We start from the raw sequence: 24,313 nt of genomic DNA on the forward strand, positions 1-24,313 counted from the left end.
TCCCTTATTCCAGATAAGCAATCAGCTTCTGGCCGTCTTCCGACACGTCGATCACGATTACATTTCCTGCCCGGACCTCATCCCCAAGAATGATCCTGGCCGCTAAAGTTTCCACATGTTTTTGCAGATACCGTTTTAACGGACGGGCTCCGTAAACCGGATCATACCCCTGTTCCACCACAAACTCTTTTGCCAGGTCAGTCAGCTCAATCTTTAATTCCCGATCTTCAATCCGTTTGTTTAATTCCGCAAGGAGCAGGTCTACGATTCCTGCTATATTTTCCTTTTCAAGAGGCTTAAACAGGATTATTTCATCAAGACGGTTTAAGAATTCCGGACGGAAATGGTTCCTTAAATCATTCATAACCATTGCTTTTGCATCTTCCCGGATTCTTCCGGCTTCGTCAATACCTGTTAACAGATACTGGGAACCGATGTTGGAGGTCATTATAATAATGGTGTTTTTAAAGTCAACGGTTTTTCCGGAAGAATCTGTGATCCGTCCATCGTCAAGAACCTGCAGCAGTACGTTAAACACATCAGGGTGAGCCTTTTCCACCTCATCAAAGAGCACAACGGAATAAGGCTTTCTCCTGACTGCCTCTGTCAGCTGGCCGCCCTCATCGTAGCCCACATATCCTGGAGGTGCTCCGATCAGTCTTGATACGGAATGCTTCTCCATGTATTCGCTCATATCGATTCTGACAATGTTATTTTCATCGTCAAACAGGTCTTCCGCCAAGGCCTTGGCAAGCTCGGTCTTTCCAACGCCCGTAGGTCCTAAAAACAGGAAGGAGCCAATGGGTTTGGTAGGATCCTTGATCCCTGCCTTGGAACGGATGATGGCCTCGGTCACTTTGATTACTGCCTCGTCCTGGCCGATGACTCTCTTATGAAGCTCCTTATCAAGGTGGAGGGTTTTATTCCTTTCCCCTTCCGTCAGTCTGGCCACCGGGATTCCTGTCCACTTGGATACGATTCTGGAAATCTCATCTTCTGTTACGCTCTCATGAACCAGACTCATGTCCTGGTTCCTTACACGCTCTTCCTCTTCCGCCAGTTCCTTCTGAAGCTGGGGAAGCTTTCCGTATTGTAACTCTGCCGCGCGGTTTAAATCATACTTTTGCTGCGCTGTCTGGATCTCCCGGTTCATATTCTCAATTTCTTCCCGCAGGGCGGATAACCGTTCCACGGATGACTTTTCATTTTCCCATTGGGCCTTCTGGGAAGCAAACTCATCATGAAGCTCCGCCAACTCCTTCTGAAGCTCTGCAAGGCGGTCCTGGCTTAAACGGTCGGTTTCCTTCTTTAGGGCAGCCTCTTCAATCTCCATCTGCATAATACGCCTGGAAAGCTCATCAAGCTCAGCCGGCATGGAGTCCAGTTCTGTCTTTATCATGGCACAGGCTTCATCCACTAGGTCAATGGCCTTATCCGGCAGAAAACGCTCGCTGATATAACGGTCAGACAAAGCGGCTGCCGATACCAGGGCAGAGTCTGTGATTTTTACCCCATGGTAGACCTCATACCGTTCTTTCAGTCCCCTTAATATGGATATGGTATCTTCCACCGTAGGCTCGTCGACCATGACCGGCTGGAAACGCCGTTCCAAAGCCTGATCCTTCTCTATATACTGGCGGTATTCATCAAGTGTGGTGGCGCCGATGCAGTGTAGCTCGCCTCTGGCAAGCATAGGCTTTAACATATTGCCTGCGTCCATGGAACCTTCTGTCTTACCTGCTCCTACAATGGTATGAAGCTCGTCAATAAACAGAATGATCTGACCGTCACTTTTTTTCACTTCATCAAGAACGGCCTTTAAACGTTCCTCAAATTCACCCCGGTACTTGGCACCTGCCAGCAATGCTCCCATGTCAAGGGCAAACAGCTTTTTGTCCTTTAATCCCTCCGGTATATCGCCCCGGACAATCCTTTGAGCCAGGCCTTCTACCACGGCAGTCTTACCGACTCCAGGCTCACCGATCAAAACCGGGTTGTTCTTCGTCTTCCTGGAAAGGATCCGCACCACATTCCGGATCTCGCTGTCCCGTCCGATGACAGGATCCAGCTTCTGGTCCCTGGCCCGCTCCACCATATCATAGCCGTATTTAGTAAGGGTATCGTAGGTTGCCTCCGGGTTGTCATTTACAACACGCTGATTTCCTCTTACCGTGGATAGGGCCTGTAAAAAGTTTTCCTTTGTTATGCCATAACTCCGAAACAGCTCCTTTACCGCTTTGGATGGCTGCTTTAACATGGCTAAGAATAAATGCTCTACAGAAACGTATTCATCTCCCATGGCCTTTGCCTCATCCTCGGCGCTTATTAAGACCTTATTTAAATCATTGCTGATGTAAATCTGTCCTCCCCTGACCTTGGGAAGTTTTTCTATTGCCTGAGCCGTTTCATTTAAGAATTGCTCTTTTTGTATATTCATCTTGGTAATGAGTTTCAAAATCAGGCTGTCTTCAATGGTAAGAAGGCTGTACAGCATGTGTTCCTGCTCGATCTGCTGATTTCCATATTCATATGCAAGCTTTTCGCAATTCTGGACGGCTTCCATCGATTTTTGCGTAAATTTATTGATGTTCATAATAGCTCCTCCTTTTTTTCCGTTATGTAAAAGTATTGCTTTATTTGTTCTATATGTAATATAACAAATAGTGTTTCCTGTGTCAAGATAATTTTTCAGGATTCCAACAGAATTCCAACAAAAATCTTACAGTTTTAAGCCCTGCATTGTTTTTTCCAGGACCTTCCTCTATAATCAAAGCAGTGATTCTTATCCCTTACATTCAGGAGGTGACACTTTCATGAAAAATATTTCCCGCCGCGGGTTACTACTCCACGGAGCAGCCGCTGCTGTTTCCCTGTTTCTTTTTGCAGCCACAGTCCCCTTTGACAGCTTTGCCCACACAAAGGATGAATCCATATATCTGTCCGGTGCCTGGATAAAGGATGAGGTTGGCTGGCGTTTTTTTAATCAATGGAATTCCTCCTATCCTGCCGGAAAATGGGCGGAATACCAGGGCCATTCCTATTATTTCATGGATAATGGGTACATGGCGACCGGCTGGCGTTTTATCAATGACAACTGGTATTATTTTAATCCCAGTCAGGGAAAAGAGGAAGGCTCTATGGTAACCGGCTGGGTATATGACTCTGATCATTGCGGCTGGTTTTACACGAACCAGATTGGAATCATGGTAACCGGTTGGCATAAAATCGATGGCTTTTGGTACTATCTTAACCCGAATTCCGACGGTCTACTCGGTCTTATGGCTGTAAACCAATTTGTTGACGGTTCCTATGTGGATGCAAACGGGCGCATGAATGAAGTCAGGTAAACGAAGAAAAGAGCAGTGCTGTTAAGAAACAGACACCGCTCTTTTTTCTATTCCCCTGAATCTCCAGCTAAATAAAACCGCACGGAAAATCCAGTCAATAAACATACCATACCATACGCCCATGACACCTGTATTCATCACACGGACGAAGAAATAAGCAAATGCGATCCGGAACAGCCACATGGAGAATATGGACACCACCATAGTAAATTTGGCATCCATAGAAGCTCTCAGGGCATAAGGAATGGTAAAGGCCAAAGGCCACACGATCATCGCATAGCTGTGGACCACCACCATACGGACGGATATTTTTGCAGCCTCCCCCGAAAGGTTGTAGACAGAAGCAAGCTGGTCTGAAAATACGACCATGACCGTACACAACAAAAGAAGAATTCCGTAATTAGCGCCGACCAAAAGTCTGGTATAGCGCTTTGCCTCCTTTTTCTCTCCTGCTCCCACACATTGTCCAACAATGGTGATCAGGCCCAGGCCTATGGCATTGCCGGGCAGATACAGCAGGGTCACCAGGTTGGAAGCCACTGCGTAGCTGGCAATCGCCGCCGTTCCCAGGGAAGAGATCAGGCTTTGCAGCGCAAGCTTTCCAAACTGGAACATGCCGTTTTCCAGGCCGTTTGGGATACCAATGGACAGTATCTTCTTAATCATCGGAATGTCTGGTTTAAGATCCTCCAGACGGTTGATCCTCACAACATTGTCGGGACTTTGAATCATGAAAAGCATCACTACTGCAGCGGCCACCCGGCAAAACAGGGTGGGCCATGCCAGGCCGGTCACTCCCATATGAAGGCCGTAGACACAGACTGCATTTCCCGCTACATTCACGGTATTTATCACAAGGGACACTGCCATGGAAGCCTTGGAGTTTCCCATGGAGCGGAATAAGGCCGCACAGGAATTATAGACTGCCACAAAGGGATAGGACAGGGCCGTAATCCAGAAATAAACCACGGCGGCGCTCATGACTGACTCATCCACACTGCCAAAAATGGCCCTTAAAAGGCCTCCCCTGCCTGCCAGTGCAATAAGGGTAACAAGCACTGACAGTACAGTCGTGACTCCAATGAGCTGCCCCGCTGCCTTGCAGGCATTCTCTGACTGCTTTTTCCCAAGATACTGGGACGAAATGACAGCACCTCCTGTAGCTAGTGCCGACAGCATCTGAATGACCAGGATGTTGATGGATTCCACCAGAGAAACTCCGGAAACAGATGCCTCTCCCACTGCCGCCGCCATCATGACATTCACCATTCCTACTAAAACGATCAATATCTGTTCCACGATCAAAGGGGCCAGCAGCTTCATCAAATCTTTTTTAGTAAACATTAACCTTCCTCTTATTATGCCTCAAACGGGTAGCGGATTCCCCACTGTCTTCTTAGCTCATCCATGACCTTCATTACGTCCAGGGTTGCCTTATGAGGCATCTGGGGACACTCTGTCCAGCCGTTTCTGATGGCTTCCCCGCTGGCTTCAATCTGGTATTCATATCCTGATATCTGTTCCGGCCTGATGTGAGTTTCAACCAGCTCCCTATTGGCATTGTAAACCCGGATGGTCTCAAAATTATTGACATTCTCAACTACAAGGTATCCCTTGGTTCCGTATATGACTCCCATACGGTCGGAGAGCACCCGCAGGGAACTGTTTAAGATTGCCATCTTTCCTCCAGGATAGCATAGGGTTATGCTGTTCTGGGCGTCCACTCCGCTGTCTGTCTTAATCACACTGGATTTGATATCTGTAATCTCATCACCAAAAACAATGGAAGCGAAATTAAGAGTGTACACTCCTACATCAAGAAGGGCTCCCCCCGCAAGCTCCGGCTTTATAAGGCGCGGCTTGTCAGAAACCAGATAACAGAGATTTGCTGTAAGGGTCATAGGCTCACCGATAACGCCTGAGTTTAAAACCTCTTTCAGGGTTTTTGCCATAGGCATGTATCGAACCCACATGGCTTCCGTTATCATAAGATTTTTTTCCTCCGCCAGATCGGTCATCTCCTTGGCCTGAGCATAGTTGGCAGCAAAGGCTTTTTCGCAGAGAACATGTTTTCCATTTTCCAGGCATAGTTTCGCATTGCTGCAATGCTCAGAATGAGGTGTTGCAATGTAGATCAGCTGAATATCCGGGTCTTTCACAAGTTCCTCATAAGAGCCGTAAGCCCTTTCAATGGAAAAACGTGCCGCAAATTTTTCCGCTTTTTCCAGGCTTCTGGAGGCTGCTCCCAACAGAACTACCTGAGGCATCTGAAGCATTGTATTTGCCAGTACCGATGCGATCCTGCCTGTTCCCATGATTCCGATTTTTAACGTTTCCATGTCTTAAACCTCCGTACAATTATTTCATATATTTTCCTGTTCAGTATAGCACATGAAAAGAGTCTGTACAATTATTCTTTTGGAATGTCCAGAGGGGCTGCCCCTTTGCACTCCTGCTCCATCCTTTGAACCAGTTCAATAAATGCCTTCATCTCTCTGCTGATCCATTTATCCCTGTGATAAACCATCTGTCTCCAGGACTGCATGTGAAAATCCTTCATGTTAAGAGGCATTAAGGTTCCTTCCTCAATATCCCTGCAAATGGTGAATTCCGGAAGAAAAGAGATCCCTGCGTTGCTGCGGAGAAGCTTGATGATGAATTCCGTATTGCCGATCTCCAGAAAGGGATAAACCTTTTTTCCATAAGCAGCGAGGTACTGCTCTAGCATAAACCGGTAGCTGGCATCCTTTTCCGTAAGGATCATTTGCTGTGAAATGACTTGATCAATGGTAAGACCTGTTTCCATTCCAAAAGGATGGTTCTTTGAAGCGGCAAAAATAATGTTTTCAGGCTTTTCCATCACTTTTATCCATTTTGAATCATACATGCGCCTATCAAGGAAATACACCAGATCAATGGTATTATTGTTCATCATGGTAAGAAGCGCATCAGGGGAGTCCACGATAATGCTTACGTTGACTAAGGGATAAAGGCGGTGGAACTCCTGAATGAGGGGCGGAAACAAGGTAGAACAGATGGACTCAATGGTCCCGATCACCAGCCTTTTGGTAAGCTCCGAGGATACGGATAAAATATTTTTTACATGGGTTAAATTCTTTACCACTTCAGCCGCATATTCATAAAAGGTTTCCCCCTCATGAGTCAGGGTCGTCTGCTTTCCGATCCGGTCAAACAAATGAACATCTAATTCCCGTTCCAGCTGTTTGATCTGTACGGTGACAGCAGCCTGGGAATAGCCCAGCTTTTCAGCCGCCCTGCAAAAGCTTTTCCGGTTTGCCACCTCTAAAAATGTCTTTATTTCTCGAAGCTCCATCTTAAAACTCCTTTCAATTTAAAAATATTAAACGTTATCTTAAAAACGTTAAATTTTACATCCACACTTTTATATGGTACATTATAACTAATAAGAAATCAATGATTATTGACAGGCTGTATACGGAAAATTAATGATATTTCAGAAAGGAATTTATGTTCATATGGAAAGGGAATGTAATAAATACCGCAACTATGTCCAGATACTGAAAGAAGAACTGCTTCCTGCCATGGGCTGTACCGAACCGATCGCCCTGGCTTATGCCGCCGCAGTAGCCAGAAAAGCTCTGGGCCAAATGCCTGATAAAGTGGTGGTGGCAGCCAGCGGAAGCATTATTAAGAATGTGAAATCAGTAATCGTCCCGAACACCGGCCATTTAAAGGGCATTCCTGCGGCTGTTGCAGCGGGGATCGTGGCAGGGAATCCGGAAAGAGAGCTGGAGGTCATAGCAGAGGTCTCGCCGGAGCAGATGATACAGATGAGAGAATTTATGAAAGAACGGGAGATCACGGTAGAACACCTGGATCAGGGGATTAATTTTGACATCCTGGTTACTCTGTATAAGGGCTCGTCCTATAGCAGGGTACGGATTGCGGGTTACCACACCAACATCGTCCTCATTGAAAAGGATGGGACCATACAGACGGAAAAGAAAGCAGCTTTAGAAGAAGAGGCGCTGACCGACCGGACTTTACTCAATATGGAGGATATCTGGGATTTTATCAATTCCGTGGACATCTCTGACATCCAGGAAATCCTGGAACGCCAGATCCGTTACAACTGGGCCATTGCCGAAGAGGGGCTTAAGGAAAGCTATGGAGCCAATATCGGCAAGGTACTTCTTAAAAGTTCCGGAGATGACTTATCCGTCAGGGCAAAGGCCATGGCAGCTGCTGGTTCTGATGCCAGAATGAATGGATGCGGACTGCCGGTGGTTATCAATTCAGGAAGCGGAAATCAGGGGATCACCGTTTCCGTACCTGTTATTGTATATGCAAAGGCCTTAAAGGTCAGCGAAGAGAAGTTATACCGGGCCTTAGCCTTATCAAATCTGGCTGCCATTCACCAGAAAACACCCATCGGCAGATTATCCGCCTATTGCGGTGCCGTCAATGCAGGAGCCGGGGCCGGAGCTGGAATTGCCTATCTCTGCGGAGGGGGCTATGAGGAAGTCATCCATACCATAGTCAATGCGCTCGCCATTGTCTCCGGTATCGTATGCGATGGGGCAAAATCCTCCTGCGCGGCAAAGATCGCATCATCCATAGAAGCCGGAATTCTAGGTTATAATATGTACATGCAGGGACAGCAGTTCTTTGACGGCGACGGGATCGTCACCAAAGGCGTGGAGGCTACCCTTCGAAATGTTGGAAGACTGGGGAGAGAAGGAATGAGGGAAACCAACAAGGAAATTATACGGATTATGATAGAGGTGTAACATAGATAAGACAGCAATTCCAGGGCTTCCTGGAATTGCTGTCTTTTAACCTTAATAGCGATATCATTTATCAATCTTAAAGGGATCTCCATACATTTCCCACTCAAGAGGCTTTTGTAAGGAATAATTTTCTTCCTTTAGGAAATTCCTTTGGGCAATTGTTCTGCTTAAGTCTTCATGAGCACTTTCAAGTTTCATTACCTTATCTCTTTCATCAAGAAAAGCCGTAAGATAATCTGCTTCATTTCCTCCATCTGCCGGAGACTTCGCTTTATTTATCGCAGCCTCTCTTATGCCCGGAAAACTTTCTTCATATGGAACAGATCCATCACCAGGGCCATGCATTACGATTGCATCATAGTAAATGAACTGACCCAAAATGGATAATCCATCTTTTACTGCCTGGTCAACTGCCGGATTAAAATACATAACATCTCTGATTTTGTTCTGTGCTTCCTGGAATTCTTCATCTTCGCTGGCAGCCTTCCAGTCATTTTCAAAAGCTTCCCCTAATCCTTCATGAGAATCCGAACCATTCACCTTTTCAAGAGCTTCTATGTATTTAGCCAGCTGATTCTCCGACTTTGTTTCTGTATAGCCCTTTACTAATTGCAGCATATCTCCCGTTCCAGAACAAAACCCGATGATTCCGGCTGTATAACCTCTCCCATCTTCAATATCTTCAATATAGCTGTATTGAGCCTTCCAATCCAACGATGAATTTTCTGCGCTGGAAACTAACTCCATCGCTATCTCTTTCTTTTCTAAGTCTTTCAAAGAACCGCTGCTTTCGCTCTCTTTCTTTAATTGACCGCCGGTTTGATTGGAAGTACATCCGGTTAAAACCAATAACCCTATGAGAGATACGATAACCATGATTTTGTTTGTTTTTTTATTCAAGAAAAATTTTCTCCTTTCATCAAACAAAAGTTTACTGAAAACCTACTGAAAGAAATTAGGAAGATGTTTTTTATGGGCTTCCAGTAATTCCTCCATTACCTGTTTTGCTACGTCCCCGCTGGTAATCAGTGGGTTCATCATAAAGGCCTGTAATAAGGTACCTCTATCCCCTGTCACAGCAGCTTCAATGGTTAATTCCTCCATAGCTTTCATCAATTGTAGCAATCCTCTTTCCTGAGGTTTAAAGCTTCCGAAATTATAAGGAACCGGGCCTTTTCCTGTTAAAGTACAAGTAACTTCAACCGCGCAATCATCAGGCAGGTCTTTGATCGTACCGTTATTCCGGGTACTAACAGTCATGGTTGTTCTTTTATCATTGTAGATTGAGGTAATCGTTTCGCAAGCCGCATCACTATATCTGGCTCCGCCCCGTTCTTCTAACTGTTTCGGTTTATAATTCAGATTGGGGTCCTTATATAATTCATATAATTCAGCTTCAATTTTTTTGACTTTTTCTGCACGGGTTCCATTGTTTTTAAAGTCTTCTAATTCCTCGGCTAACATTTTATCCGTATAGTAATAATAATTATGATACGGGCATGGAACCATATGAAGATTTTCAACTTGTTCAAATATCAAACGATTATCCTTAATATTTGCAACAATTGAATTTGTTTCTCCACTTCCATACATCTTTTTAATCAGTTCATCCGTTCTGTCGATTCCACTTTTATCAACCACCGTGTGCCAGTGCAGATGATTAATGCCTGCAAACTGGAAGAATAAATCTGATGGTATTTCATCAAGTATTGCAGCTTCTTCATAGACCGCATTAATTGGAATATTACACAAACCAACGACCTTGTTCCAATTGCCATATCTTAAAACGGCTTCCGTAACCATACCGGAAGGATTGGTAAAGTTAATTAACCAAGCTTCAGGGCATAGCTCTTTCATTTCCTCTACAATATTTAATATTACAGGAATGGTTCGTAATGCCTTAAAGATGCCCCCGGCCCCATTGGTCTCCTGACCGATTAATCCATGGCTTAAAGGGATACGTTCATCCAGAATTCGTGCATCTAATAATCCAACCCGCAGCTGTGTGGTAACGAAATCCGCATCTTTTAAAGCTTCCCGCCGGTCCAGCGTTAAGTAAACCTTGCAGTCAATTCCTGCTGCTTCTACCATCCGCTTAGCCATCTCTCCCACAATCTCTAACTTATGCCTGCCTTCTTCGATATCCACCAGCCACAATTCACTGATTGGAAATTCATCATATCTTTTAATAAATCCCTCAACCAATTCTGGTGTATAGCTGGATCCTCCGCCAATCGTTACAACTTTAATTTTTTTTGACATAGTAAATTCCTCCATGATCAATTTTCTGCAACTCCATCAACTTCAATATCCGTTGTTTCAAGTGTGTGATTTTCATTCTCCAACATTTGTTTTTCAGCAATCTTGAAAAACGGCATATAAATAACAATAGCAATGACAATTTCAAGTGCAGACCAGATTGCGGCTCTTATGTCCCAGCCAGTAGCCATTAAAGGTCCAATAATCGGGGGCATTGTCCAGGGAACCATCATCATCGGTCTGCCAACCAATCCAATGGACATAAGAAAATAACTGCTGGCAGCCAATACTAACGGAATCAGGATGAAAGGAATCATCATCAGTGGGTTCATGATAATCGGAAACCCGAAAATTACTGGCTCATTTATTTCAAAAATCGAACCTGGCAGAGCTACCTTTCCCAATTCCTTATAAGTTTTTGATTTTGAGAAAATCATCAGAAGAACTAAGGTTAATGTTGCTCCTGTTCCGCCTACATTAACAAATAAGCTGGAAAAACCTGAAGCAGTGATATAAGGAAGTGCTTCTCCTTTGGCATATGCAGAAGCATTTGCTGCAACAAAGGCTAAAAATATTGGATCTGCAACACCTTCTAATGTCATGTCTCCATGGATTCCTGCGCACCACAATAAACTTACTAAAAATGTGTAGAGCAAAATACCAGGCAAACTATTTAATGCATGAAGCAACGGTGAAAAGATACTTTGAATGAATTCAGTAATATTAAAATGCAGCGGAACACGAATTGTCCAGAACAGCACTAAAATCAGCATAGCAGGAATCAAAGATACAAAGGAATTACTTACTGCTGGCGGCACACCCTCAGGCAGCTTAAATACCCAATTCTTTTTTATGCAGAAATGATAAATTTCAGTCGTAACAATTCCCGCAATAATCGCTGTAAATAGTCCCGTAGAATCAAAGCCTGCAGGATCAATGACAAAGCCGTCTGAAAGCTGAGTGGTAATAAAAGCCATTACCGACAAGCCCGCACCGGAAATAGCATCAAGGTCATAGCTTTTACTTAGCTCATAACCGATTCCAATCGCTGCTAAAAGTGAAATAATGCCAAACGATACACCGACGGCAGCATTAATCATGTCTTCATAAGGTGCTAAAAAATTAGTCCAGCTTTCAATTGGAATATTTCCTATGATAAGAAAAATACTTCCGCTTATGATTGCCGGTAATGTTAAGGTTAAACCATTACGTACCGCTACCAAATGTCTTTGATTCCCCAATCTTGACAATGGCGGTATAATTGTGTCTTGCAACCAGTTCATCAATTTATCCATCTTTATTTCCCCCTTATTGTGTGCTCAAATTCAATCGCCCAAAGCTTTTTTGACCTGAGCTATGACCTTTGCACCGTTCATAGTGCCATATACCTGCATATCAATGCATTCAATGATCTTACCTGGACAGTCCTTTTCTACTTTTGCCTTACTGAAACGAACCTGAGGCCCCAGCAGGATGATATCTGCATCCTTCCCCTTGTCCTTGGTGCTTGCAAGTGCATAGGCATTGATTTTACACTCGTAATTTTCTTTTTCAGCTGCCTCTTTCATCTTATGAACCAAGAGGCTGGTGGACATTCCTGCCGCACAAAACAAAACAATGTTTCTCATAACTACCTTCCTTTCTATAAATGAATTATTTTATTCTTAAAATATCAATCATTTCTTTGCACAGGTCCATGACCGTCATGGCATTCATCAGATGATCCTGGGCATGAACCATTAAAAGCCCGACTTCTGCCTTTTTGCCGTTTAACTCATTCTGGATCATTTCTGTCTGGACCTCATGTGCTTCCTGAATCGTCTTTTCTGCATCTTCCATCAACTGGTCTGCATGTTTAAAATCACCATTTTTTGCCGAACGCAGTGCTTCAATCGCAGTGCTTCTTGCGTTCCCTCCGCAGACTACAAGCTTCATAACAATCATTTCAATATCCATTCTCACACTGCCTCTCTCTTAACCTGTAATTATGAGTCTACAAATGTCATGAAGGGACTCATAACTACATCATGCTGATCTTGTATTATCTGAATTATTCTATCTACTGTTAACCTCTCCTCTATTGGCAGCTGGTACAGAACAAACGGCAGCCCCTGCTGCTGCAAGCAGGCCGTTCATAAATTTTCTCTTCATCACTTCCCTATCTCCATTGAAAATAATGCATTTATCTATTGCACATTCACATACTACCATACTTCTTTTTAGAACTCCATGATGCCTTTTTCCATTTTCGTAATGGTACCTTTTTCCTCTCTTTACCAGCTGAATATACGCCTTTGCGAAGCTGATCCCCGACAGAGAAAAAGACGAGTGCAAAATGATAATCATTCTGTACTCGTCTCACTTTTATTCTATATGCCTTTGCCTCATACTTCCTTTGGAATCTGGGCTTCTATGCTGCTCATGGCTTCTATAAATGCATCATAATCCTGCTTTTTGACCAGCTCCTGGATTTGTTTCTGGCTTAATAGAAAGGCTGCCGTCATCTGATAAAAGCGCTGCAGTTCTTCACTGGTATGATCCTTATTGGCTATGGACACCAGGAAAACGGCGCGTACTTTCTGCCCTTCCCAGTCCACCGGTTCATCAAGGATACCAACACATACAAATGTCTCCTCACTGATCGCCTTGTAAACGTGTGGCATTGCCACCATGTTGCCAAAAGCGGTCTTGGCTAGCCTCTCCCTCTTTAACACGGATTCATAAAATTCTTTCGGAAGATTCTTCTTTTCCATCACAAACTGGCACATACAGCGAAGGACCTCTTCCTTTGTCTGCAGCTTTAAATGAGGCAGAAACATCTCCCGTTCATAGTAATTCCGCACGGAAGATGCCTTATCGGAAGTAAGAACCTTTTTTACATTGACAATGTCTTTGTCATCAAGAAAATACTGAACCTCCAGAATCGGAAGAGGTACGGGAACCGTGATGGGTACGGTGGTAAAGATGTAGTCATATTTTGAAAAATCCACCTTATAAATACTTCCCACATCGCAGGCAGTAATATCGTTTATATATTCTTTAAACGAATTCTGGTATTTATACTGAAGAAGCTTCGCACTTCCCCGACCGGAAGAGCATACCAGAAGTATATTCTTTTTCTCTATTTCAGACTTTTTCCGCTCAAGAGCAAATGCGAAAGCAAAGGCAAAGTATGCAATTTCATCTTCTGACAAAAGGATATTAAAATGTTCATTTATAACTGTGACCGCATTGCAGGCCATGGTATAGGAAAGGCAGAACCTTTCCTTTACATCCCGAAGAAGAGGATTCTTCAAGTCCATATCATATTTGATCCTGATGCTTAAAGGCACCAGATGCTGGCATAATAGCATGCGCAGCTCCAGATCATTGCGAAAATCAAATTTGAATAAATCATACACCCGTTCCAGCATGATGGTCACCAGATCACTGATTTCCTGGGTGATGATGATATTCTGATCCGCTCCATCGGCATGGTATATCATCTTCTTCCCTGCTAAGTGTATGGTGATGTAAACGATCTCTGCCTCAGGGAATGTGATGTGGAATGTGGATTCTATCTGTTCCGCGATTTCTTTTGCGATCTGATACTCATACCGTCCGTTCAAATTCTTCAAAGGCTCCTCAGGCATGGGCACATAATGGCATTCCATGATCCGGCTGATTGCTATGTAGAGATGAACAACAAGGTTCTGATAGGCAGCTCCGGGAATCAGAAAATCGTTCCTTTTAAGTACATCCGATACGCATGCCGCAATCTCATCCATACTCTGATTGCCCTTATGAAGCCGTTTTCCAGAAAAAGACGCGATGCACAATCTTGCTTCGAACTCTCCTCCTTCCAGCTTAATTCCGTAATTAGGTTTTCGGATGATTTTTATATTAAATTTATTTAAGTATTGTTCTACTTCCTTTAAATCCGCAGTCAATGTCCGCTTCGAGATATACAGACTGTCACTCAATTCATCCAATTTTACATAGGAAGGGCTGTTAAACAGATACTCCAGCAGGTATTGTATCCGTTCCTCCGACGTATCAGGCAGATATTTATCGGAATGATGGGTGTCCTGAATAAAAGAACCGAACTTTTCTTTGTCCGAAACGTTCAGATAATATCCTACACCATATTTTGAAAGAATTAAGGCCCCATAGGGCTCTATTTCCTGATTCATCTCTTTCAGCAGATTGCGAATGGTCTTTGTCCCGATACAGATCTGCCCTGCAAGATCTTCTGCCGTATAGTATTCACTGTCTGACAAAATATCCAGGATCTGTCTCTTTCGCCTATCCATATCTATTCACTCCTATTTATTCATGCCAAATACGAAATACTTTTAGCTATATTTTTTATGCATATTTACATAATACCATAATTTGCAAGGGAACTAAATGATTCTTTTTTCCAATTTAAATGTGGTAATCTCTTCTCACAGATAGATAATATAAAAAACCCCATTCCATTGCGGAACGGGGTGACGACATGGGTCCATATTTTTTAATTTATACAAGTCCAGAAAACACCACGAATCCGGTATTTTTATATCTCTTCGTTTAACTTGCTTAAGCGCGCAGCCTGATCCGCAGCAATGAGAGAATCCAGAAGCTCATGAATGTCCCCATTCATAATGGAATCAATCTTATAAAGAGTCAGCTTGATTCTGTGATCCGTTACACGGCCCTGGGGAAAATTATAGGTCCGGATCTTTTCAGAACGGTCTCCGGTACCGATCTGGCTTCTTCTTTCCTCGGCCTCCGAATTCTGCCTTTTCTCAAGTTCTAAATCAAAAAGCTTGGAACGCAATAACCGGAAGGCCTTTTCTTTATTCTGAAGCTGTGATTTTTCCGTCTGGCTGTAAATCACGATTCCCGTAGGCATGTGGGTAAGACGAACGGCAGAGTCGGTAGTATTTACGCACTGTCCGCCGTTTCCGGAAGCACGCATAACGTCGATTCTCACATCTTTATCCTCGATCACTACGTCAAACTCTTCTGCTTCGGGCATAACTGCAACAGTCGCCGTGGAGGTATGGATTCTGCCACCGCTCTCTGTCTCCGGAACCCGCTGTACCCGGTGGACACCGCTTTCATATTTCATCTTGGAATAAGCGCCCTTACCTGTAATCATGGCAACTACTTCTTTAAAACCGCCGATCCCATTTTCATTGACGCTGATCAGCTCTACCTTCCAGTGATATCCCTCCGCATAATTTACATACATACGGTACAGCTCGGAAGCGAACAGAGCCGCCTCGTCACCGCCTGCTCCGGCACGGATCTCCAGAATAATATTCTTATCGTCGTTAGGGTCCTTAGGTAAAAGTAAAATCTTAAGCTCCTGCTCAAGCGCCTCGATCTGCTTCTTAGCATCGGATAATTCCTCCTTTGCCATCTCCCGCATCTCCTCGTCGCTCTCTTCCTCCAGCAGTGCCAGGCTGTCTTCCACGGTCTGTTTTGCCTTTTTATACTGGGTATAAGTCTCTACTAAATCCGCCAGATCCGCCTGCTCCTTCATCAGCTTACGAAACCGGTTCTGATCCTCTGCTACGGAAGGATTGTTAAGCTCTTGCATCAATTCTTCATAATGAACTAAAATATCATCTAATCTATCAAACATTGGTAACCTCCTGAATTTCATGGAAATGACTGTTGTTCACATTGTATCATGACTCCGCAGTATAGCCCTTAATACCTGCGGTTTAAGGGCTCACGGGTATTCGTGAACAAACCACGCGGTCCAGTCCTGCCGCATCTTTAACCACCTGGATCTCTCCAAAACCGGCATCCTTTAATAAACCGCTGACAGCCTCTCCCTGGTCATAGCCGATCTCAAAATAAACCGCACCTCCCAGGGTTAAATGATGGCGGCTTTCCAAGGCAAGCTTTCTGTAAAAATACAAACCGTCTTCCTTCCCGTCAAGGGCCAGCATCGGCTCATGGTCCCGGACTTCCGGCTGCAGTCCTTCTATTACTTTCGTTGGAATATAGGGAGGATTTGACACGATCACATCAAACGTTTTCTCTTCCTCTAATAAGGCAAATAAATCGCTTTCTATCAAAGCGACCTTTCCCTCTCCTAAAAGCTCCCCCACATTCCTTTCCGCCACCTTAAGGGCTTCCCTGGAGATATCCACAGCAGTTACGCGGTCAAATCCACCAAGCTTTGCAAGGCTGACGGCGATGCAGCCGCTTCCCGTACATAGATCCAGTACTTCCGGCTGCTTTCCTTTATAATCCTTTAAGACCAGCTCCACCAGAGTTTCCGTATCCTGCCTTGGAATCAGCACATGCTCATTTACAAAAAATTCAAGGCCCATGAACTCCCGGCTTCCTGTAATCTGCTGAAGGGGGATCCTCCTGGAACGCTTCTCTATCATGGTCCGGTATTTGGAAACGGCATCAAGAGAAGAGTCCTCTTCCGGAAGCACTCTGTTTCTGTCTATAAGAAAATGGACCATATCCGTGCGGAATGCCTCAAAAAGCAGGTATCTGGAATCAAGAGATGCCTCTTCCACTCCTGCCCTTGACAGCTTTTCTGTTCCTTCTTCTAATAAATGCTGTAAAGTCAGATTCATGCCCTCTTCTCCGGGAAATTCCTGTTAAGAAATCCCCTCCAGTCAAACACAGCCTCTACAGAAGCAATCCCCACTAAAATCATATCATCGTCCGGTTCCTTAGTGGTCAGTCCCTGCATCCACATTCCTGGACGGCTTAATAAATCCACCAGTTTTGAATTGCTGCGCCCTGCCAGCCGTAAAAATTCATAAGATACTCCGGCTATGACCGGAATCAGTACAATCCGGCTGAGGATCCGAAGGGGCAGCGTATTCACTCTTACCACCATGAAAAACAGGATGCTGATGATCATGACGATCAGGAGAAAGCTGGTTCCGCAGCGCTTATGTTCCTTGGAGCTGTTTCTGACATTTTCCACAGTAAGATCAAGCCCGTGCTCCAGGCAGTTGATGCACTTGTGCTCTGCTCCATGGTACATAAAGGTCCTTCGGATATCCTCCATGCGTGAAACCAAACCGATGTAAGCGATAAAGATTCCGATACGGATCACACCTTCTAAAATCGCCATAACCGTCTGGGACTTTATAAAACTATGGAATATATTAGCAAGAAACATCGGCAACACCATGAAAATAAGGATGGCCATTACCACGGAAAATGCCATCACTATACTCATCAATGCCTTTTCCATCTTCTCCCCAAACAACCGTTCCAAAAACTTTTCAAATTTGGAAGGCTCCATATCTTCCTCATCATCCTCAAAAAAGCTGGCTGAAAAGGTCAAAGCCCTCATACCTAACACCATGGAATCCACAAAACTGAATATACCTCTGATAAATGGCAGAGAAAAAAGCTTCACCTTTTCTCCCATGCTGACATAAGTATCCTTTTTCACTTCAATGGTGCCGTCCGGCTTTCGGACTGCTGTGGCATACTCATCCCCGTTTTTCATCATAACGCCTTCAATCACGGCTTGCCCGCCGATTCCTGAATACTTCATACGCCAAACCACCTTTCTGTTTAAAAAATGGAAGCTTTTCACTAGTTAAAATCCCAAAAAAGGCTGAGCTAAAGTGTTTCCACCAAACTCAACCTCTTCTTTGCCCCTGATATAATAAGGAAGTTCCATACGCCCAATGAGCACATAGAACGGCTGATTTCCTGAATTCATGAAGGAAGTCCGATTCACCCGAGGCTCCTCGAACGGCTAATTTACTAAATCCAGGCTGTACAACCTTTGCCTTCATAAGTAAATTATGCTTCAGCCTTAACGCCATATTTACGATTGAATTTATCAATACGTCCACGAGCGGAAGCAGCCTTCTGCTGACCGGTGTAGAATGAATGGCATTTAGAACAAACCTCTACGTGGATATCTTCCTTTGTAGAACCAGTTACAAATTCATTACCGCAGTTGCAAACAACTTTTGCCTGGTAATAATTTGGATGGATTCCCTCTTTCATGATTTTCACCTCACATACTTTGATTTCTATTAAATCGCAGTCCGTAAACCGACTTTGTCTAATAAACAGCTTACATAGTATAACATAGATTTTTTTTTAATGCAAGCTTTTATTTCTACAAAAAACCCGTATTCTCTAGTAAAAGCGCATTTTTTTGGAGGTTTCCACGAATTCCCTGTTGTTTCTTGTCCTCGAGAATAAGTCCAGTATTTTCTCCACTGCATCTTCCGGTTTCAGGGTATTAGTAGCCTTTCTTATGATATCAACCGCTTCCGCTTCTTCCCTTGTAAGCAGCAGGTCATCCCTTCTGGTGCCAGACTTAAGAATGTCAATGGCAGGGAAGATCCTCTTCTCAGACAGCTTCCGGTCGAGAACCAGTTCCATGTTGCCGGTTCCCTTAAATTCCTCATAAATAACGTCATCCATACGGCTTCCCGTATCCACAAGAGCGGTGGCGAGAACGGTAAGGCTGCCTCCCTCCCTCATGTTTCTGGCGGCACCAAAGAAACGCTTTGGCATATGAAGGGCAGCCGGATCCAGACCGCCGGATAAGGTACGTCCGCTTGGAGCAACCGTCAGGTTATAAGCTCTTGCCAGACGGGTAATGCTGTCTAACAGAATCACCACATCCCGGCCATGCTCAACAAGACGCTTGGCCCTTTCGATCACCATTTCTGACACTCTCTTATGGCGGTCCGGAAGCTCGTCAAAGGTGGAGTAGAGCACTTCCACATTAATTCCGTAAATGGATTCCTTAATATCCGTAACCTCCTCAGGACGCTCATCAATCAATAGAATCATGAGATGAATCTCCGGATGGTTAACGGTTATGGCCTTTGCCACATCTTTAAGCAGGGTCGTTTTTCCTGCCTTTGGCGGGGATACGATCATACCCCTCTGCCCCTTTCCAATAGGAGCTAAAAGATCCAGGACACGCATGGCGGTGGTATTCTTTCCTCCCTGGGTTTCCATATGAAGCCTTTCATCCGGAAATATGGGAGTCATATTTTCAAAATTCGGACGGCGTTCCGCCGCACTGGTTGGATAACCATTGATTTTCTTTACATATAGAAGGGCAGCAAACTTTTCTGCCGCTGTTTTCACTCTGCGGCTTCCATGAATGATGTCTCCGGTTTTCATGTTGAACCGGCGGATCTGAGAAGGAGCCACGTAGACGTCATTTTCACCTGGAAGGTAGTTTTCACAGCGGATGAAACCAAAGCCATCTGGCATGACCTCCAGAATTCCATGAGCCTCGATACCGCTGTCCAGTTCCTGCAGTTCAGGGCTTGGCTGAAAATCACCTCTTTGTTCTTCCGGAGCAGTTTCGGACCTTGCCTCACTCCTGGCGGATGGCTCTGTGCTGTTTCCCTGTGCCGGCCGATAGCCTGTGGGCCTTTGCTGCCCTTCCGGCCGATAGGAACGGACAACCGTCTTTCTTTGGCTGCCGGCCGCTGACTGCATCTGCTGATCCCCGTTCGCCTGCCCCTGCTGGCCTGCAGAATCCGTATGAGGCTGGGTCTGAGCAGCTGGTTGTGCCGTAACAGTTTTAAAAACCTCTTTTTTTACTTCCTCCGCCTTTTCCACTGAAACATTCCCCGGCGAAGCAGGAAAAGCAGGAGCCTCCTCTTCCTTTTCGCAAAGTAAATCTATAATTTCAGCTTTTCGCATGGAACTGCACCCCTTGATTCCCTGGGCTTTGGCAAGCTCCTTTAATTCCGCTAACGGCAATGTTTGTAATTTTTCACGCATATTATTCTCCTTCATGATTCCTTATAACAGTTGTTTCGTAATCTTGGGAATGCTTCACGATAGAATATCGCAACAGATGGCCGGAAATTTTATTCCGGCCCAAATCATGATAAACCAGGTCGTACGATACGCCTATTATATACCTTATAATTAAAAAAGAAAAGTTATTTTTTCAGTTCCTTTAAATGCTCTTTGATTCTACGTTCATAGCCATTTTCCGTAGGATGATAGAACGATATGTCCTCCATCCCGTCCGGAAGATACTGCTGTTTCACATAGTTGCCCGGATAATCATGGGCATAAAGATAGCCCTGCCCATGGCCCAGCTTTGCGGCTCCCTTATAATGGGAATCCTGCAGATGAACCGGCACAGGCATGGTTTTCTGGTTTTGTACTGTATCCAAAGCCTCAAACACCGCCATGCAGGCCGCATTGCTCTTAGGTGCTGAGGCCACATAGGTGACCGCTTCCGCCAGAATGATCTGGGCTTCCGGAAGCCCGATCCTTTCCGCTGCCTGGGCTGCTGCCACCGCCAAAATAAGAGCCTGGGGATCTGCATTTCCTACATCCTCCGCAGCACAGATCATGATTCTTCTGGCAATGAACTTTATATCTTCACCCGCATAAAGCATTCTTGCCAGATAGTACACGGCCGCGTCGGGGTCCGATCCCCGCATGCTCTTTATGAAGGCCGATATGGTATCATAATGATTGTCTCCTGTTTTATCATAGCGCACTACCCGCTTTTGAATGCACTCTTCTGCCACCTGGAGACTGATATGGATTTTTCCGTCCGACGGATCCCGGTCCGTGGTCATAACTCCCAGCTCCACCGCATTTAAAGCGGCTCTTGCATCTCCATTGGAAACATCCGCCAGAAATTCTTCCGCCTCTTCGTCAATCACGGCGTTATAGGAGCCCATTCCCTTATCCTTGTCATATACCGCCCGGTGGACCAGTTTCCTGATATCCTCCTTTTCCAGGGGCTTTAACTCAAATACCCTGGATCTTGAAAGAAGAGCGCCATTTACTTCAAAATAAGGATTCTCTGTAGTGGCCCCTATGAGAGTCAGCGTCCCATCCTCCACAAATGGAAGCAGATAATCCTGCTGCCCCTTGTTAAAACGATGGATCTCATCCACGAACAAGATGGTCTTTTTGCCATACATTCCTAAGGAATCCTTGGCTTCCTTCACGATTTCTTCCATGTCTTTTTTTCCGGCTACCGTGGCGTTGATCTGTCTGAACTCTCCGCTGGTGGTGTTGGCAATCACCCTTGCCAGAGTGGTTTTACCGGTTCCCGGAGGACCGTAGAAAATCACAGACCCCAGCTTGTCCGCCTTAATGGCCCGGTAGAGCAGTTTATCCCTGCCAATGATATGCTGCTGCCCCACTACCTCTTCAAGCGTTGACGGCCGAAGCCTTGATGCAAGGGGGGACTCTTTTTTCATGGTATTTTCTCTCATATAATCAAACAAATCCATTATTATTCTCCCGTATTCTAAAATCCCTTGAGGAAGAACCTCTTGCGATAATCCCAAAGAAGCCTTCCGGCTGTAACAAGAGTATATCCCTGCTTTGATAAAGTGTCAATGATATCCCGCTTTCCCGCACCTTCGTAAGAGATTTGGTTATAATTCTTCCGGATACTTCATATTCCAGTCATTTCGTATTTTTGTCATAATGTTCATGACATCTACCGTATATTCCAGCCGCATTTCCTCAGATTCTCCGGCAACAGCTTTTTCCATATCCAGAATTTCATACAACAGGGCATCGTCGGTGGTTCCTGCTTCAATCACTTCCCGGCGGTTATCTTCCGTATAAGTGATCACCGCCTTGTCAGCCCTTGGATATTCATATATTTCTATATAGCCCTTGTCAAAGGCAACTGTTCCCCGCTTAGGCTGCTTTGCATGAAGGGACAGAGAAATGGAAGCCATCTCCTGCTGATTGTTCATTAGCAGGATTCCCGCCTGTTCATCAACGCCGCTGGGGGCAAGCTTTACCTGTGATAGGATATGGTCCGGCGCCTCTGACATAAACCATCTTGCAAAGGAAAGGGCGTAAACCCCGATATCAAGCAGTGCTCCGCCGGCAAGGCTTGGACTAAAAAACCTGTTTTCCATATTATAGTCCTTATAGCTTCCAAAGTTCATCTGGACAAAACACAGAGGGCCCAGTTGACCGCATTTCGCAACTTCCTGCAATTTTTTATAAAGAGGCATATGATAAATGGTCATTGCTTCGGCAAGTACCAGGTCATTTTTCTCCGCAAGACTGACTGCCTCGGAAAGCTCCTCGGAATTCAGCGTTATTGATTTCTCACACAGTACATGCTTTCCATTCTTTAATGCCTCTTTTAAATAAGTAATATGAGTATTATGGGGTGTTGAAATATAAATAATATCCACATCATCATCATGAAACATGTCATAGACATTATGGTAAACCTTCTCCACTCCGTATGTTTCTGCAAACTTAACCGCATTTTCATAGGTTCTGTTGCCGACCCCGTATAAAGTTCTTCCCTGCTTCTTCAAATTTTCTGCCAGCTGTTTTGCAATTACTCCACAGCCTAATGTTGCCCAGCGATACTCTTTCATACTCAATCCTCCTTAATGCTCTTGTTTTCCTCATGTGCCCGTATAATTCTGCCTCTTCAAAACTTCTTCTATATAATGTATTATGGGCAGTACCTGTTCCTTTGTCAAGTATTGCCGCCAGAGTCTTAAGGTTTGGAACGCAATATTGCATTTTGCATACAAAAAAAAGCCCTATTTGCTTTGATATAAAGCCTGCCTGCCAAATAGGGCTGATCCTTGAGCTTTTACAGTTATTCTGTATACCTTCCACTTTTCTTCATATATGATTGAGAGATTAAAAGGCTGTTTATGCTTCTTACCTGTCATCTCGTATCCATACTTTTTATGGCCCGGCCGAGATCTCATTAATCTGCAGAATTATATTTTCTCCATCCAAAGGTTACTTTCCGTGATGCATTTCCGATACATACGTTTCCCTTAAGACTGCTATTGCTTTCCGGACTTTTTCTGTATAAGCATTTACAGTTTCCGCTGAATCAATATGTACGCAAATCATAAATGCTCCCCTTCCTATCTGTATGCCTGGACATCGGTCCTTTAATCCGTTTTTTCTTGCTCTCTGCTTCTTTTCCGCACTCTTTTAACAATGACCAGTATTAAAAGTATGATCAGTAGAATTGCAAGGATTGACATGGTAACGGAATTTGTCAGAAGCCATTTTAGGAAATTCCAAAACCCCTTTCGCCCATCCCTCATATAAGTTGCTGTTACTTCTTTCTTATAGATGATCTGCTCAGTCTGATTCTCAGCTTCTGCATCAATATAAGTTCCATGATAAGCATTGGCTTCTATGGAAGGGAAGGTGACATCCCCTCCATAAATTCCCCTGATATTTTTTATAAATTTACGCCCATGAGCGGTTGCCTTTCGGATTATTTCTCCATCCTTTGACACAGGATCTCCGTCCCACTCAATGCTTGATATCTCATAGTACTGTGATGGCAAATTTAGATAACTTAAGAATAATATTGCGTGATCTATTAAAGGGGAACGGTTGGAAATCTCAGTCTGACCCAGCATGTAAGAGTCCACATCGTATCCGCTCACGGTTATAGGGAATGTAAAATTATAATCCCAGTAGGCACTTTCTTCTTTATAACCAACCGCTGGAAGTGTTACATTTAATTCCTGTTTTAAATCCTCATTTATAACCTTGACCTGGGCATCTTCCGGTAGAGAATCTATGTATTCTACTCCTTCATACAATATGGAGGCTTCTGAATATTTCGTAGTCTCTTCCGTGAGTACCTTTGAAAGCTCACTGGTTTTTAAAGCATACCTTTTTCCTTCTTTCTCAACTGCTTCGTTAGGTGCATATTTTTTAGGATTTCCAACAAAAGAATCGAAGTCATATGTAATAATATCCCCTGGATAGATTTCCTCTACATTATCTGTACGAACGGATTTTAACCGATAGACAATACCGTCCTTTTCATAAACTTCTTTAAACTGGGACCTTCCATCTTCCTCTTTTATAGAGGTCCTATACTCCTTTGCTATTTCAATGAACGTTTCTTCCGCACATGCTATTCCAGCGTCCCCTAAAACAAGGGGGACGACAAGGAACATAGCAACAAAACCTTTCTTAATCCTATTAATC

General features: G+C 44.3%; 20 protein-coding genes. 2 read left to right on the forward strand and 18 right to left on the reverse strand.

Annotated elements, in window-relative coordinates; genetic code table 11:
* Nucleotides 1-4 precede the first annotated feature (4 nt).
* Complete coding sequence (gene clpB / locus BMW45_RS03650; protein WP_092240636.1) at nt 5-2,593, reverse strand: ATP-dependent chaperone ClpB; 2,589 nt, start codon at nt 2,591-2,593, stop codon at nt 5-7.
* A 220-nt stretch (nt 2,594-2,813) separates the two neighbouring features.
* Here clpB and BMW45_RS03655 point away from each other — a divergent pair, with 220 nt between their 5' ends.
* Complete coding sequence (locus BMW45_RS03655; protein ID WP_092240638.1) at nt 2,814-3,347, forward strand: glucan-binding protein; 534 nt, start codon at nt 2,814-2,816, stop codon at nt 3,345-3,347.
* A 21-nt stretch (nt 3,348-3,368) separates the two neighbouring features.
* Here BMW45_RS03655 and BMW45_RS03660 read toward each other — a convergent pair whose 3' ends face one another.
* The 3 genes from BMW45_RS03660 to BMW45_RS03670 form a co-directional block, all read right to left on the reverse strand.
* Nucleotides 3,369-4,691 (reverse strand): MATE family efflux transporter, encoded by a 1,323-nt coding sequence (locus tag BMW45_RS03660; protein ID WP_092240640.1) that lies wholly within the window; start codon nt 4,689-4,691, stop codon nt 3,369-3,371.
* A gap of 14 nt (nt 4,692-4,705) precedes the next feature.
* A complete protein-coding gene (locus BMW45_RS03665; RefSeq protein ID WP_092240642.1) occupies nt 4,706-5,686 on the reverse strand; it encodes a Gfo/Idh/MocA family protein in 981 nt (326 codons plus the stop codon).
* A 71-nt stretch (nt 5,687-5,757) separates the two neighbouring features.
* Nucleotides 5,758-6,681, reverse strand: coding sequence for a LysR family transcriptional regulator (locus BMW45_RS03670; protein ID WP_092240644.1), 924 nt, complete (start codon nt 6,679-6,681; stop codon nt 5,758-5,760).
* Nucleotides 6,682-6,844: 163 nt separating this feature from the next.
* Here BMW45_RS03670 and BMW45_RS03675 point away from each other — a divergent pair, with 163 nt between their 5' ends.
* A complete protein-coding gene (locus tag BMW45_RS03675; RefSeq protein WP_092246134.1) occupies nt 6,845-8,119 on the forward strand; it encodes an L-cysteine desulfidase family protein in 1,275 nt (424 codons plus the stop codon).
* 63 nt (nt 8,120-8,182) lie between these two features.
* Here BMW45_RS03675 and BMW45_RS03680 read toward each other — a convergent pair whose 3' ends face one another.
* The 14 genes from BMW45_RS03680 to BMW45_RS03750 form a co-directional block, all read right to left on the reverse strand.
* Nucleotides 8,183-9,019, reverse strand: a complete 837-nt coding sequence (locus BMW45_RS03680) for a chitosanase (protein ID WP_278320766.1) — start codon at nt 9,017-9,019, stop codon at nt 8,183-8,185.
* A 42-nt stretch (nt 9,020-9,061) separates the two neighbouring features.
* Nucleotides 9,062-10,381 (reverse strand): 6-phospho-beta-glucosidase, encoded by a 1,320-nt coding sequence (locus BMW45_RS03685; protein WP_025231197.1) that lies wholly within the window; start codon nt 10,379-10,381, stop codon nt 9,062-9,064.
* Between the two features lie 17 nt (nt 10,382-10,398).
* On the reverse strand, nt 10,399-11,673 hold the full coding sequence (locus tag BMW45_RS03690; RefSeq protein ID WP_025231196.1) for a PTS sugar transporter subunit IIC: 1,275 nt from the start codon (nt 11,671-11,673) through the stop codon (nt 10,399-10,401).
* Nucleotides 11,674-11,703: 30 nt separating this feature from the next.
* A complete protein-coding gene (locus BMW45_RS03695; RefSeq protein WP_038278151.1) occupies nt 11,704-12,006 on the reverse strand; it encodes a PTS sugar transporter subunit IIB in 303 nt (100 codons plus the stop codon).
* Nucleotides 12,007-12,031: 25 nt separating this feature from the next.
* On the reverse strand, nt 12,032-12,334 hold the full coding sequence (locus BMW45_RS03700) for a PTS sugar transporter subunit IIA (protein WP_025231194.1): 303 nt from the start codon (nt 12,332-12,334) through the stop codon (nt 12,032-12,034).
* Between the two features lie 428 nt (nt 12,335-12,762).
* Nucleotides 12,763-14,670: a BglG family transcription antiterminator gene (locus BMW45_RS03710; protein ID WP_092240648.1), complete on the reverse strand. Its 1,908-nt coding sequence runs from the start codon at nt 14,668-14,670 to the stop codon at nt 12,763-12,765.
* Between the two features lie 245 nt (nt 14,671-14,915).
* Complete coding sequence (prfA, locus tag BMW45_RS03715) at nt 14,916-15,992, reverse strand: peptide chain release factor 1 (RefSeq protein WP_025231191.1); 1,077 nt, start codon at nt 15,990-15,992, stop codon at nt 14,916-14,918.
* An 82-nt stretch (nt 15,993-16,074) separates the two neighbouring features.
* Entirely contained in the window at nt 16,075-16,950 is an 876-nt protein-coding gene (gene prmC / locus BMW45_RS03720) for a peptide chain release factor N(5)-glutamine methyltransferase (protein ID WP_207649047.1), read from the reverse strand.
* Nucleotides 16,947-17,891 carry a DUF1385 domain-containing protein gene (locus BMW45_RS03725; protein ID WP_092240650.1) on the reverse strand — a complete coding sequence of 315 codons (945 nt, stop codon included), beginning with the start codon at nt 17,889-17,891 and terminating at the stop codon, nt 16,947-16,949. Before BMW45_RS03725 ends, prmC begins: the two co-directional genes overlap by 4 nt.
* Before the next feature lie 254 nt (nt 17,892-18,145).
* Nucleotides 18,146-18,355, reverse strand: a complete 210-nt coding sequence (gene rpmE / locus BMW45_RS03730; RefSeq protein ID WP_013271164.1) for a 50S ribosomal protein L31 — start codon at nt 18,353-18,355, stop codon at nt 18,146-18,148.
* Between the two features lie 135 nt (nt 18,356-18,490).
* Entirely contained in the window at nt 18,491-20,107 is a 1,617-nt protein-coding gene (rho, locus tag BMW45_RS03735) for a transcription termination factor Rho (RefSeq protein ID WP_092240652.1), read from the reverse strand.
* 164 nt (nt 20,108-20,271) lie between these two features.
* Nucleotides 20,272-21,591: a replication-associated recombination protein A gene (locus tag BMW45_RS03740; RefSeq protein WP_092240654.1), complete on the reverse strand. Its 1,320-nt coding sequence runs from the start codon at nt 21,589-21,591 to the stop codon at nt 20,272-20,274.
* A 147-nt stretch (nt 21,592-21,738) separates the two neighbouring features.
* On the reverse strand, nt 21,739-22,713 hold the full coding sequence (locus BMW45_RS03745; protein WP_092240659.1) for a Gfo/Idh/MocA family protein: 975 nt from the start codon (nt 22,711-22,713) through the stop codon (nt 21,739-21,741).
* A gap of 537 nt (nt 22,714-23,250) precedes the next feature.
* Complete coding sequence (locus tag BMW45_RS03750; RefSeq protein WP_092240661.1) at nt 23,251-24,282, reverse strand: hypothetical protein; 1,032 nt, start codon at nt 24,280-24,282, stop codon at nt 23,251-23,253.
* Nucleotides 24,283-24,313 lie beyond the last annotated feature (31 nt).

Origin of the sequence: Lacrimispora sphenoides (assembly GCF_900105215.1) — a bacterium.
GTDB lineage: Bacteria > Bacillota > Clostridia > Lachnospirales > Lachnospiraceae > Lacrimispora > Lacrimispora sphenoides_A.